We start from the raw sequence: 12919 nt of genomic DNA, 5'->3' as shown, positions 1-12919 counted from the left end.
CACCATACAAACCACCAACACCAGGCAAAGACCTAACAGGCCTCAAATTAACAAACAAATCCAACTCACGCCTGAGTGTTATTATGGCACTTTTTTCCCCGGGTACTGTTGTAACCGCTCCAAATAGTGTTGCGTCAGCTCTTTTTACAAGTTTTATTGTCTCTTCTGGTATTGTATCTCCATGTTTTTGGAAGCATTCATGGCCCGCCTCTGCAAACTCATATTCAAAATCTAGGTCCAATGCATCTAGTACCGTTAAGGCTGCTTTCATTACCTCTTTTCCTATCCCATCTCCTGGTATGACAACTATTTTCTTCATTGTTTTCACCATAGCTAATAATAGATTTTAAGATAGATGAAGAATATAAATCATTATCAAGTAATTTTGAAAGGGGGTAATAATGATAATCTTAGTCGTATTAGGATTATTAGACTCATTTAGGAGGGGGAGGAAGAATAATCTGGAAAATTATAAAAAGGAGCTCGACGAGTGCCATGAGTATGAGGCCGAGGTCCTTATTGAGATGGGGATTATCTATTTAGAGGAGGGCGAGATGGAAAAGGCTCGTGAAAAGTTCATGGATGCTCTAGAAAATTATAAGAAGGCTGGGGATGTTGAAGGTGAAGGGTATGCTCATGAGCTTATTGGGGACTGCTACCTGTCTGAGAGGAATACTGAACCCGCATTCGAGGAATACGAAAATGCACTTGAATGTTATAAAAAGGTTAAATCTTCATTTGAAGAGGATCTACTAGAGAAAATGAAAGAAGCTAAAATGATAAAAGAAGCTATCCAAGAACCGTCTGAAACCGAAGACAAAAAAGAAACGACCAAAATCCAAGAAGTACCTATTCAAGGAGAGAAACCAGCCAAAGTTTCAAAGGAAGCTGTTATTAAAAAAATTGACCACTTAATCCTAGAGATTATAGGCTTGGTTGATAAATATAGTTCTTATAAGGATCTTAGCATTGAATATTTAGAAAACGCATCGAAATCATCGAAATTAATCGGTGACTGGGAGAGTGAGGGGGTCCTACATCTTATCCTAGGCGAAATCCTCTTCAGAAAAGGAGAATATGAGCAAGCCTTGGAACATTCCAAGGAAGCTTATAATATTTTCAATAGTAAAGACAAAATGGGAGAGGGTATTTCACTCCTACTAGTAGGGATAACTTCTTTCATTTTAGATAGGGATGCCAACATTTATAAGATATTTAATGAGGCTATGACCATCCTTGGTGAGACATCAAATAAGGCTCGGAGGATAGCCTATGATATTATAGAGACCCTTGAAACCCTCTAATGTGGTGAGTTTAATGGAGAAGAGAGAGAATATTGAAAGGATTATAAAGAAGTTAGAGGATGAAGACGAACTTGTGAGAACCCAAGTTATGGAATTATTGGAGGAGATTGGTGAAGCTGCAGTGGATCCCCTTATAGACGCGCTTTCACATCCAAACAAGCTTGTGAGAAGAGGCGCTGCCAGGGTCCTTGGTAACATGAAAAATCCAAGAGCCATAAAACCCCTTATAAAAGCCTTGAGCGACGATAATAAATGGGTTCGGCGGGAAGCTTCAACAGCTCTATCCAAGATGGGTGAAAAGGCGTTTAAACCATTACTCAAGGCATTAAAGGATGATGATTGGAAGGTTAGAGGCGCTGCTGCTTGGGCCATAGGCAATTTAAAGGATGAAAGAGCGGTGGATTCCCTAATAGAACTTTTAGATGATAAAAGCGGTTTTGTTAGGAGTGGGGCTGCATGGGCCCTCCAAAACATAGGGGGTGAGAAGGTAGAGGCTGCTATGAAAAGATTAAAAAGTGAAGGTTCTGGTTTCGCGAGGAGAATCGCCTCAGATTATATAGAGAAAAAATAATATGATAAAATGGGGGTTGATAATTTATGAAAGTGAGTATTATAGGCTCAACTGGTAGGGTGGGAAAATCAACTGCATTATGTCTCGCTGAAGAGGAAACTGTAAGCGTTTTACAAATGATTTCAAGAAAGGAAAGTTTTGAGCGCAGTAAGGGTGAGTTATTAGATATTAGTGATGCATTGGCGGCTAAGGGCGTTTCTGTTGAGTTGGAGACTTCATCAGATATTAAGGATGTGGATGATTCCAAGATTATTATCATAACTGCAGGAATTCCAAGAAAACCTAACATGGAAAGGGATGATTTAGCCCATGTGAATGGTCGTATAGTGGCTAGATATGCATCTGAAATAGGAAAATTTGCACCGGATTCTATGATACTTGTTGTAACAAATCCTGTTGATGTTATGACTTATGTTGCCCTCAAGTATTCTGGTTTTCATCGTAGTAAGGTTTTTGGTCTTGGGAATCACCTTGATTCCCTTAGGCTTAAGAATTATATGGCGAGGCATTTTAATGTGCATGTTAGTGAGGTTCACACGAGGGTTATAGGACAGCATGGTCCTTATATGGTGCCTCTTATAAGTTCAACATCTATTGGTGGCATACCACTTGAATATTATTCTAAGAGGGATTATTTTTCTAATTATAAGCCTTTTGATTTGAATGGTACTATTAAGAAGGTGATAAATGCGGGTAGTAATATTATTAGTAGGAAGGGTGCGACTGAGTATGGTCCGGCTTTTGCCATTTCTAATATCGTTAAGACTATTTTGAATGACGAGAAGAGGATATTGACTGTTTCGACTTTGATTGATGGTGAGATAGCAAATATAAAGGATGTTTGTCTCGGCGTCCCTGTTAAACTTGGAAAGGATGGTATTGAGGGTATTGTACCATTTCTTATGGATGATAGTGAAAGGGAGGCTTTTATTGAAGCGGCTGAGTTTGTGAAAGGTTCAACTTTGGAAGTTATGCGCTTGCTTGAAGAGGAAGGGTTAAAGGAACCTTGATACTTCATCTTCTTTTTTTTTATGGTGGGGGTTAGTCACCCAATGGAAACCTTTATATAATTGTTCAATTATAAGTGTATTTACGGGTAGTTTTTTGAACATTGTATAGTATAGTTTTTTTGTGTGAGGGTCCCAAAAAAATGTGCCGGTAACCATTTTCCGGTAGTATTATATTGGGAAACCAACTTAATATACAAAAAAAGTTCGTAAGGAGTTGCCCATGATAAAGATAGGAATACTAAACCTCCAAGGAGACGTCTCAGAACACTTCAAAATGACAAAAAAGGCCATAAAAAAATTGAAAATAGAAGCAGAGGCCATAAAAGTGAAAAAAAAAGATGAAATAAGATCATGCGATGCTCTGATAATCTCAGGTGGTGAAAGCACAGTCATAGGCAAACTCATGGAAAAAGAGAACATAATAGAAACCATAAAAAAAGAAAAAATACCAATAATGGGCACCTGCGCCGGGATGATACTCCTAGCAAAAGAAACAGACCACAAACAACCCCTACTAGGTATAATAGACATGAAAGTTCAAAGAAACGCATTCGGAAGACAAAGAGAATCATTCGAAGAAAAAATAAAAATACTAGGCAAAGAATTCAATGGCATATTCATAAGAGCGCCAGCAGTCACCAGAACCGGACCCAAAGTAAAAATCCTCTCAAAACTCAACGACAAAATTATAGCAGTAAAACAAGGAAAAAACATCGCACTGGCATTCCATCCAGAACTAGGCAACGACACCCTACTCCACGAACACTTCATAAAGGAGGTACTATAATTGTGCGGAATAGCCGGGATAGTATACAAAGATGGTAAACCCCACCAAGCAGGAAGAGACATGACAAAAATGCTCCACGCCCTACAACACAGAGGCCCAGACTCAGCAGGATTCTCAATCTATGGAGGACTAAACCTAGCCGACGACGAATACCTACTTAACATAGAAATCAAAGAAAAAAAAGGCCTACTAAAAAAGGTCAAAGAGACAATAGAAACCACAACAAGGATAAAATCAGAAGAAAAGATACAATCCGTAGAAAACTACATAATATACCGTTGCAAGATAAGCCTCGACTCATTCTCACAACTAAAACCCCTAATAATAGAAATAGACAAAATAGAAGACGTCACAGTACTAAACGGGAGTCACTCATTCGAAATGATAAAAGATGTTGGATCAGTCCTTGAAATAGCCAACCGCTATGACACATGGTCCAAAAAAGGCACACACGCCATAGGACACACAAGATTCTCAACAGAAAGCATAGTAGACAGATACCACGCACACCCATTCCAAAGCTACATAATCCCAGACATAACCGTAGTTCATAACGGCCAAATAACAAACTACTGGAAAATAAGAGACCCCTTAGAGAGAAAAGGCCACATATTCGAAACAACAAACGACACAGAATGCATAGTACACTACATAGCAGACAAACTCTCAAACGATTACACACTCGAAGAAGCCCTAGAACAATCAGTAAAGGACATGGACGGCCCATTTTCATACATCGTCGGAACACCAGATGGCATAGGAATAGCAAAAGACCAACTAGGCCTGCGACCAGGAGTAATGGCAGAAGATGATGAAATATTCGCTATAGCCTCCGAAGAAATGGCCCTAGGAGAAGTAGTAGATACAAGACACATTGAACAGATAGCACCCGGCGAAGTAAGAGTCTACGAAATATAAAGGAGGCCATATGATGAAAGAAGCAAAAATCGACGCAGAAGGGAAAACACCAAGAGAAGTTAACAGCAAACTCAAAAAATTAGCCAAAGAATATGACAGGATAATCATAGAAAACCCAAATGCAATGCACTACCTTGCAGCAGGCTTAACAGGAGACGTTGAAGTGATCATAGATGGATCAGCAGGATACTTCGCCGGTACAATGATACACGGCCCCAGGATAGAAATAAAAGGGAACGCCGGATGGTTCCCAGCAGATAACATGACCCGTGGCAAAATTACGATCCATGGATCTGCAGGTGACGGTGTAGGCCAGGGCATATATGGTGGCACAGTAATCGTAAAAGAAGATGCCGGTTCAAGGACGGGGGAAATAATGAAAAATGGGACCATAATCATCGGGGGAAACTCAGGTTTCATGACAGGACTCTACATGATGGGGGGACAGATAATAGTCCTAGGAAGCCTTGGAAAAGATGCTGGTGAATCAATTATACGCGGAAAAATTTATTTGAGGGGAGAAGCAGAAAGCCTAGGCAAAAACGCCAAGATAAAAAAGATAACAGAGAAAGAAAAAGGAGAATTAGAGAAAATATTAGAAAAAAGTGGCTTTAAATTAGAAAAGGCCGAATATGACAAGTTTAAGAAGATAGTACCGAGGAGTAGAAGGCCATTTTATGGTAAAGAAGTGGAGGAAGGATAAATGGATAAAATTGGCATGGTCGGCACCCCCTGTCAAATAACAGCAGCAACCCTCATGAAAGACTACGAATCCTTCATAAAAGAATTCCCAGTCACATTAAAAATAGGATTATTCTGCATGGAAAACTTCTCCTACAAATACCTTAAAAAACTCCTAAAAGGGAAAGGAATAAGTCTAAAAGAGATAATACAATGCAGAATAGAAGGCGGATCCGCTAAATTCCACTTAAACAATGGAGATATAATATCAGTACCCCTAAAAGAATTAAAAGAGGCCATGCGCAAAAGCTGCCAAATCTGTATGGATTATACAGCAGAACAAGCCGACATATCAATAGGTTCAGTAGGCTCACCCAGAGGATGGTCAACCATAATCATAAGAACAAAAAAAGGACTGGAGCTCATCAAAGCAGCTGAAAAGAATAAATACATCAAAACTAGGCCAATAGACGACCATGGACTTGAATTACTCCAAAGTTTAGCCGCAAAGAAAAAAGAAAAAAACCTAATTGAAATCAAAGAAAGAGAAAAAGTTGCAAGACAAGTAATGTACTGGAGAGTGATGCCCGAGACACAATACCTCGAAGAAGTAACTGATTATCAATTCAGAGACCTTAAAGGAGATGTTATAGATATAGGGGCCTGTGTATTATGTGGAGCATGCCTACTCTCATGTCCAGAGGAAATCATAAAAATAGAAGACAGAAAACCGGAAATAAGAGGAGAATGTCCACCAGCCTGTAACGCATGCTACATAGCCTGCCCAAGAACCTATGTACCAGACAACCTCATAAGCCATGAAACCGCAAAAAAACCACTCGGAAATTATATCAAGATACTGTCAGCCAAGGCCCCAATGTTCAAGGGACAAGACGGTGGAGTTGTAACCGCACTATTATCCTATGCATTATCAGAGGGGATAGTTGATAAGGTTCTAGTAGTTGACAAGGACACCCAGAACCCATGGAAACCCATCCCAAAACTTACAAGACACATTGAAGATGTTGTGAAGGCGGCTGGCACTAAATATTCAGCCTGTCCAATATTCAAAGCAATGGGAGGATCATGATGCCATTCAAAGTTGAAAGAAAAGCTGAAATATGTAAAAGGAACTTCGACAGACCAGGTTGTTGCTGGTACCTCTGCGATAACAGGGACGAAGAACAATGCAAAGGCTGCTTCTCATGCTATAACAACTGTCCACATGAAGTCTATGAGATAATAAAAGGGGAACCACACCCAATAAGACACGAAAATTGCGTAGGATGCAGAATATGCGAGGAAATGTGCCCTAATAATGCCATAGAGGTAAATGCGGTTGCAGAGGATAGGAGAAACGTATGGTCATTAGCAGACCTTACTGAAATACAAAGAAAATCAGAAGAGGGCACCTACAAGGTTAGAGGATGTGGTGCACTCCGCAGAATACCAACATTTGATGATCTCGTCCTAGTACCTGCGCAAGTTTCAAGACCACCAATAGACAAATACAGGGAACCATGCAACACAAAGGTCATATTAGGGGATAGGTACGCAGAAAACCCCCTAGAACTTGACACCCCAATAATGATAGCTGCAATGTCATTCGGGGCCATTAGCAAAGAAGCCAAAATAGCATTGGCCATGGGAGCCACACTCGCAGGCACGGCCACAAACACAGGTGAAGGTGGCATGCTACCAGAAGAGAGAAAATATGCATCAAAACTTATTGCACAATATGCATCTGGCAGATTTGGAGTATCAGCAGCTTACCTTAACAATTCAGAGGCTATCGAGATCAAAATAGGCCAAGGGGCGAAGGCTGGTATGGGTGGGCACCTACTAGGAGAGAAGGTTACAGGGGAAGTATCCAGGATAAGGATGATACCAGAAGGTACGGATGCCCTAAGCCCTGCAAGGCACATGGATATAGTCGGCCCAGAAGATCTTAGCATGAAAATATCACAACTTAGGGAAATAACCGATTGGAGAGTGCCGATAATGGTCAAGTTCACTTCTGGACGAGTAAGAGACGATGTTAAGATAGCTGCCAAGGCAGGGGCTGATATAGTTGTGGTTGATGGCATGCAAGGGGGTACGGGCGCCGGACCCGATGTTGTGACAGAACATGCTGGGATACCCACTATAGCGGCGATAGTAGAAGCTGATGAAGCCCTTAGGGAGGTTAACCTTCGCGAGGAAGTGAGCCTTGTAGCGGCTGGTGGGATAAGGAGCGGGGCTGATGTTGCGAAGGCCATAGCATTGGGAGCGGACGCGGTATATATTGGGACAGCAGCTCTTGTAGCTATTGGATGTAGGGTTTGTCAAATGTGCTATGCTGGAACTTGTCGCAAGGGTATTGCAACCCAGGATCCGTTACTTAGAAAAAGATTAGATTATGTTGAGGGGGGTAAACGGGTTGCAAGATACATTGAAGCCATGACGGAAGAACTTTGCATGTTAACACAACAGGCAGGTAACACTGATGTCAGAAAACTTGAAAAGGATGATCTTAGAGCGCTTAACCTTGAAACTGCAGCACTTACCGGTGTTAAAATGGCTGGGATGGAAGCACCACTCCCCTCTTTATAAATTTTATCATTTTTTTCTTTTGCATAACATATATTTAAATAGACAGTAATCTTTTATTATCCAAGAGGAGATTATTGGAAGTTGGTTTATTAATCAAAACATTAATCTTTTTATATGAGGAGTGTGAAGTTATGGGAAAGTCCTTGAAACTTTATGTCTTATTAGCCGCAACACTTTCATCATTCCTAACACCATTTATGGGTTCTTCGATTAACGTGGCATTGCCAGTTATTGGCAGGGAATTCCAGATAGATGCTATATTACAGACTTGGATCCCTACAGCTTATCTTTTGGCAGCTGCAATGTTCGCAGTCCCCTTTGGAAGATTGTCTGAAATCAAGGGCATGAAAAAAATATTCATCTATGGAAATATCATATTCTTCATAGCATCTCTACTTTCCGCATTAGCCCCAAATGCTATATTACTCATAATATTCAGACTATTGCAGGGTGTGGGCTCTGCGATGATGTTCGTAACAGGTTTAGCAATCCTTACAAGGGTTTATCCGCCAATGGAAAGAGGTAAAGTTATCGGTATAAACACGGCAGCAGTATATGTTGGCTTATCCCTTGGACCAGTGCTTGGAGGCGCCTTGACACATTATATTGGATGGAGGAGTCTATTCCTTGTAACAATCCCTATAACGCTACTTGTAGTGTTTATAATGTCAAGGGTCCGTGAAGATTGGGCTGATGCAAAAGGGGAAACATTTGACCTTGGAGGTTCGATATCCTATAGCACATTCCTCTTCCTATTAATATATGGATTCTCCATACTACCTGATAAGACAGCATATATATTGCTCATAGGAAGTATTTTGATAGCTTCACTATTTTTCTGGATAGAATTGAATAATCCAAGTCCCGTGTTTAACCTGAGATTATTTAAGAATTTCACCTTCACCTTTTCAAGTTTAGCAGCCCTCATCAATTATAGTGCAACCTTTGGTGTTTCACTACTTTTAAGTTATTATCTACAATACATAAAGGGTTTAACTCCGAATATAGCCGGTCTAATATTGGTAATTCAACCAGTTTTAATGGCCCTCGTGGCTCCAGTGGCTGGAAGAGCCTCAGACAAATTCAACCCCCAAAAGCTCGCAGCCTTGGGCATGGCTATAATATCAATTGCACTTTTCAGCTTAACTTTCATCAACGCCCTCACACCACTCTGGATGATACTTATTTCACTCGCGATCCTTGGGATAGGATTTGGTTTGTTCTCTTCGCCCAACACTAATGCTATTATGAGTTCAGTGGAAAAGAAATACTTCGGTATCGCATCTGCTACAGTAAGTACAATGAGACTTATCGGTCAAAGCTTCAGCATAGGTATAGTAACCCTAATATTCGCTCTAATCCTCGGAAGGGTGAAAATAGAACCTTCAAACTTCAATTTATTATTACGAAGCACCCATATTTCCTTTTCAGTTTTTGCTATATTATGTTTTATAGGTATATTCGCCGCCTTGGCTCGGCGCAGGAGCGCAACTAATGAAACCTAGGATAAAAATATTAAAGGACGGCCCATGCCTCGTCATGGGGAACATACCCTTATATTATGGTGAAATAGTAACTGACGAAGAAGGACATACTATTGACATTATAGAGAAGGGTGAATATACCCCTAAGGGGACTTATATTCTCTGTAGGTGTGGCGGATCCAATGATAAGCCCTACTGTGATGGTACTCATTCAATTATAGGTTTTGACGGTGCCGAAACCGCGAGTAGAGACCCGTATATTTCACGTGCCCTTACATTTGAAAGTGAAAAGGTCAGATTAACAGATCTACCAGAACTTTGCGACCATTCACGTTTTTGCATGCGCGCTGGTGGTATAAGAGAACTGATAAAAAAAGGAGACCCTGAGAGTATTAAAACAGCGATAGAGGAGGCTGAGATCTGCCCTTCAGGTAGACTTGTATTATGGTTTAAGGATACTGGCACAGCCTATGAAAAAAAGTTTGAGAAATCCATTGTTGTAATATATGATAAACAGAAAAAATGTGAAGGTCCATTATGGGTTAGGGGTGGTATACCCATAGAGTCCAGTGATGAGTACGAGTATGAAGTTCGAAATAGGGTGACTTTATGCCGTTGTGGATTATCAGAGAATAAACCATTCTGTGATGGTAGCCATTGGATGACCAGCGAAGAAAAATTAGCATTCAAGAAAAAATGGGGACTCCTCTAAAAGATAAAAAAATGGGAGGATTAAACTGGTATGATGTCCCTCCCATAAACTTCGTTTATAACTTCACCCAAACCAACGTATATTGCACTTGCACCCGTGAATATGCCCTCATACCCCGCTATCATGGTTATAAGTTTGGATCCTGTTAGTTCACCAATTGTAAGTAGGAAAAACAGTACTGCGAGGCTTATGAATATCACTTGCAAGCCCCTACTTAACCTTAGGGTTGCTATAAACATTAGCAGGGTAAATAGCCCCCACATGAACAGGTATGCTGCAAGCGACGCTGGATCGGCAGTCTGGACTGGTGTACCTGTGGTCTTAAGGATTGTAATCTGCGGAACCATTAACAAGAATACTAGTGACCACCAGAATAGTCCATAGGATCCGAATGCTAGGGTTGCGAAGGTGTTACCTTTCTTATATTCCATTGCACATGCTAGTATCTGGGCTATCCCACCATAGGCAAAACCCATGGCAAGTATCATGCTCGTTAGGGGTATTAATCCAGCGTTATGTACATTTAACAAGACAGTAGTCATGCCAAAACCCAGCAGTCCTAGTGGGGCCGGATTTGCCGTTTTATCAACTATGGTAACGGTTTCTTGTCCCATTTCAACTTCACCTTTATTCTTCGAGTGTGGAGGTGTCTCCTAGTTCTAATCCTTCTTCTTTGGCTCGGAGTATCCTCCTCATTATTTTACCGCTTCTGGTTTTTGGGAGTTTATCAACTTGGACCATTTCCCCAATAACTGCTACTGGTCCTAGTTCGTGTCTTACATGTTTTTTAAGATCCCCTATCAAGGCGGTGTTTAAACTATAGCCTTTTTTGAGTATGAGGAAGGCTTTGATAACTTCCCCTTTAACTGGGTCTGATTTTCCTATTACGGCTGCTTCAGCGACTGCTGGATGTGATACGAAGGCTGATTCGACTTCTGCAGTCCCTATCCTGTGTCCTGCTATGTTTAGCACGTCATCTGATCGTCCTTGTATCCATATGTACCCGTCTTCATCCATGCGGGCCATGTCACCTGTAGTGTACACGCCCCCTGGTATGTTTTCCCAGTAGGTTTCAATGTAGCGTTTCTCATCCTTGTAGAGGGTTCTTAGCATTGCAGGCCATGGTGTTTTGATTACGAGGTGGCCTCCTTTTCCGGGTGGTACTGGTTTTCCGTTTTTGTCAACGATTTCTGCTTCTATTCCTGGGAGTGGTTTTGTTACGGATCCTGGTTTTAGTGGTGTTACTGGTAGTGGTGATATGAGGTGCATTCCTGTTTCGGTCTGCCACCATGTGTCCATTATTGGACATTTTTCTCTGCCTATGTTCTTGTAGTACCATATCCATGCTTCTGGGTTTATTGGTTCTCCGACGCTTCCTAGTATTTTAAGGGTGGAGAGGTCGTAGAGTCTGGGGTATTTGTCACCGAATCTCATTAGGTGTCTTATTGCTGTGGGTGCGGTGTAGAATTTTGTTATGCCATGTTCTTCTATTATTTTCCACCATACTCCTGGGTCTGGATAGTCTGGCGCTCCTTCGTATACTACTGTAGTTGTGCCTACGAGTAATGGCCCGTATACGATGTAGCTGTGGCCTGTTATCCATCCTATGTCGGCTGTGCACCAGAATATGTCGTCGTCGTGTATGTCGAATACTAGTTTTGTTGTGGTTGATACTCCTACCATGTAGCCTCCTGTCGTGTGGACTACGCCCTTGGGTTTGCCTGTTGTACCTGAGGTGTAGAGTATGAATAATGGGTCTTCAGAGTCCATTATCTCTGGTTCGCATTTGTCGTCCTCTCCTTCGATTATGCTATCGAAGAGAACTTCTTTCCCGCTGATATCTGATAGTTCTATTGGTATTCCTGTGTGTTCTAGTATGACTGTTGTTTGGACTGTGGGACAGCGTAGGATTGCTTCGTCAACTATTTTTTTGAGTTCGATGATTTTGCCTCGTCTGTATGTTCCGTCTGCTGTGACTATTATCTTGGCTTTTGCGTCGTTTACTCTTTCTACTAGTGCTCCTACGCTAAGACCGGAGTAGATTACTGTGTGGGGTGCTCCGATTTTTGCGCATGCTAGCATTGTTATGATTGCTTCTGGGCACATTGGCATGTAGAGTGCGACTACGTCTCCTTTTTTTATTCCTAGGCTTTTGAGTGCGTTGGCCATTTTGTTTACTTGGCGGTATAGTTCGTAGTATGTTAGTTTTTCTTCGTCTCCTCTTTCGTTTACGTAGAGTATTGCTACTTGGTTTCTTTTGGAGGTGTGTATCCATCGGTCTACTGCGTTGTAGGTCATGTTTATTTTGCCATTGGTGAACCATTTGTAGAATGGTTTGTTGCTGTCGTCGAGGACTTTGTCCCATTTTTGGAACCATTCGAGTTCTTTGGCTTTTTCTGCCCAGTATTTTTCTATGTTTTTTCCTTTTTCTAACTCTGCCTCCCAGTTTTTTATGTGGGCTTCTTCCACAATTTTGTAGTTGGGTTTGAAGACCCTTTTTTCTTCTAGGAGAACAGTGGTATCCTCGGCCATTTTTTTGCCACCATTTTGTTTTTTTCATTGTTTTTTAAGTTACACCACTATATAAATTTTACTGATTAATCATGATAAATATGATTTTTTGAAAAAAATAATATTACATGGGTGGCATTCCACCCATGCCTCCCATTCCACCCTCTTCAGATTCCTTCTTTGGAACTTCAAAGCCCTTTGCAGCTATCATGTCATCGATTCTTAGTATCATTTCTGCTGCTTCTGCTGCTGACTGTATGGCCTGCTTCTTAACTCTGTGTGGTTCTAGTACTCCTGCCTCTTTCATGTCAACTACTTTGCCCTCGAAAACGTCTAAACCCATGTATGG

Annotated in this window: 13 protein-coding genes and 1 pseudogene; 10 read left to right on the top strand and 4 right to left on the bottom strand. The window is 41.2% G+C overall.

What is annotated here, in order from left to right; all coding sequences use genetic code 11:
- A partial coding sequence (locus DPC56_RS07940) for an isocitrate/isopropylmalate family dehydrogenase (RefSeq protein WP_245923988.1) occupies positions 1–319 on the bottom strand: 319 nt, incomplete at its 3' end.
- A gap of 82 nt (positions 320–401) precedes the next feature.
- Between DPC56_RS07940 and DPC56_RS07935 the strand changes: the two genes are divergently transcribed.
- From DPC56_RS07935 to DPC56_RS07890, 10 genes and pseudogenes are all read left to right on the top strand, one after another.
- Positions 402–1304 carry a tetratricopeptide repeat protein gene (locus DPC56_RS07935; protein WP_112094539.1) on the top strand — a complete coding sequence of 301 codons (903 nt, stop codon included), beginning with the start codon at positions 402–404 and terminating at the stop codon, positions 1302–1304.
- Positions 1305–1317: 13 nt separating this feature from the next.
- Complete coding sequence (locus DPC56_RS07930; protein WP_112094538.1) at positions 1318–1875, top strand: HEAT repeat domain-containing protein; 558 nt, start codon at positions 1318–1320, stop codon at positions 1873–1875.
- A gap of 26 nt (positions 1876–1901) precedes the next feature.
- A complete protein-coding gene (locus DPC56_RS07925; protein WP_112094537.1) occupies positions 1902–2885 on the top strand; it encodes a malate dehydrogenase in 984 nt (327 codons plus the stop codon).
- A gap of 220 nt (positions 2886–3105) precedes the next feature.
- Positions 3106–3685, top strand: a pseudogene (gene pdxT, locus DPC56_RS07920) (pyridoxal 5'-phosphate synthase glutaminase subunit PdxT).
- Positions 3673–4590 carry a class II glutamine amidotransferase domain-containing protein gene (locus tag DPC56_RS07915; protein ID WP_112094535.1) on the top strand — a complete coding sequence of 306 codons (918 nt, stop codon included), beginning with the start codon at positions 3673–3675 and terminating at the stop codon, positions 4588–4590. The pseudogene pdxT and the gene DPC56_RS07915 overlap by 13 nt, the downstream one beginning before the upstream one ends.
- Positions 4591–4603: 13 nt before the next feature.
- On the top strand, positions 4604–5293 hold the full coding sequence (locus DPC56_RS07910) for a GltB/FmdC/FwdC-like GXGXG domain-containing protein (protein ID WP_112094541.1): 690 nt from the start codon (positions 4604–4606) through the stop codon (positions 5291–5293).
- The gene (locus DPC56_RS07905) at positions 5294–6361 is read left to right on the top strand and encodes a Coenzyme F420 hydrogenase/dehydrogenase, beta subunit C-terminal domain (RefSeq protein ID WP_112094534.1); all 1068 of its coding nucleotides are present in this window, start codon (positions 5294–5296) and stop codon (positions 6359–6361) included.
- Positions 6361–7863 carry a glutamate synthase-related protein gene (locus DPC56_RS07900; protein ID WP_112094533.1) on the top strand — a complete coding sequence of 501 codons (1503 nt, stop codon included), beginning with the start codon at positions 6361–6363 and terminating at the stop codon, positions 7861–7863. Before DPC56_RS07905 ends, DPC56_RS07900 begins: the two co-directional genes overlap by 1 nt.
- Before the next feature lie 143 nt (positions 7864–8006).
- Positions 8007–9368, top strand: a complete 1362-nt coding sequence (locus DPC56_RS07895; RefSeq protein WP_348638843.1) for an MFS transporter — start codon at positions 8007–8009, stop codon at positions 9366–9368.
- Entirely contained in the window at positions 9358–10059 is a 702-nt protein-coding gene (locus DPC56_RS07890; protein WP_112094532.1) for a CDGSH iron-sulfur domain-containing protein, read from the top strand. The genes DPC56_RS07895 and DPC56_RS07890 overlap by 11 nt, the downstream gene beginning before the upstream one ends.
- A 20-nt stretch (positions 10060–10079) precedes the next feature.
- On the opposite strand, the gene DPC56_RS07885 is transcribed toward DPC56_RS07890, so the two are convergent.
- The 3 genes from DPC56_RS07885 to DPC56_RS07875 all read right to left on the bottom strand — a co-directional run.
- Entirely contained in the window at positions 10080–10673 is a 594-nt protein-coding gene (locus DPC56_RS07885) for an acetate uptake transporter (RefSeq protein ID WP_112094531.1), read from the bottom strand.
- 13 nt (positions 10674–10686) lie between these two features.
- On the bottom strand, positions 10687–12591 hold the full coding sequence (gene acs / locus DPC56_RS07880; protein WP_112094530.1) for an acetate--CoA ligase: 1905 nt from the start codon (positions 12589–12591) through the stop codon (positions 10687–10689).
- Between the two features lie 103 nt (positions 12592–12694).
- On the bottom strand, positions 12695–12919 hold a 225-nt coding region (locus DPC56_RS07875), incomplete at its 5' end, for a TCP-1/cpn60 chaperonin family protein (protein WP_281267933.1).

It is taken from the genome of Methanothermobacter tenebrarum, from assembly GCF_003264935.1.
GTDB lineage: Archaea > Methanobacteriota > Methanobacteria > Methanobacteriales > DSM-23052 > Methanothermobacter_A > Methanothermobacter_A tenebrarum_A.
This window is presented reverse-complemented; position numbering and strand designations above follow the sequence as displayed.

Excerpts from the sequence above, each read along its gene's own strand:
- acs (WP_112094530.1), bottom strand. The coding sequence starts at position 12,591 with ATGGCCGAGGATACCACTGTTCTCCTAGAAGAAAAAAGGGTCTTCAAA.
- DPC56_RS07890 (WP_112094532.1), top strand. The coding sequence starts at position 9,358 with ATGAAACCTAGGATAAAAATATTAAAGGACGGCCCATGCCTCGTCATG.
- DPC56_RS07925 (WP_112094537.1), top strand. The coding sequence starts at position 1,902 with ATGAAAGTGAGTATTATAGGCTCAACTGGTAGGGTGGGAAAATCAACT.
- DPC56_RS07910 (WP_112094541.1), top strand. The coding sequence starts at position 4,604 with ATGAAAGAAGCAAAAATCGACGCAGAAGGGAAAACACCAAGAGAAGTT.
- DPC56_RS07930 (WP_112094538.1), top strand. The coding sequence starts at position 1,318 with ATGGAGAAGAGAGAGAATATTGAAAGGATTATAAAGAAGTTAGAGGAT.
- DPC56_RS07905 (WP_112094534.1), top strand. The coding sequence starts at position 5,294 with ATGGATAAAATTGGCATGGTCGGCACCCCCTGTCAAATAACAGCAGCA.
- DPC56_RS07935 (WP_112094539.1), top strand. The coding sequence starts at position 402 with ATGATAATCTTAGTCGTATTAGGATTATTAGACTCATTTAGGAGGGGG.
- DPC56_RS07885 (WP_112094531.1), bottom strand. The coding sequence starts at position 10,673 with ATGGGACAAGAAACCGTTACCATAGTTGATAAAACGGCAAATCCGGCC.
- DPC56_RS07900 (WP_112094533.1), top strand. The coding sequence starts at position 6,361 with ATGCCATTCAAAGTTGAAAGAAAAGCTGAAATATGTAAAAGGAACTTC.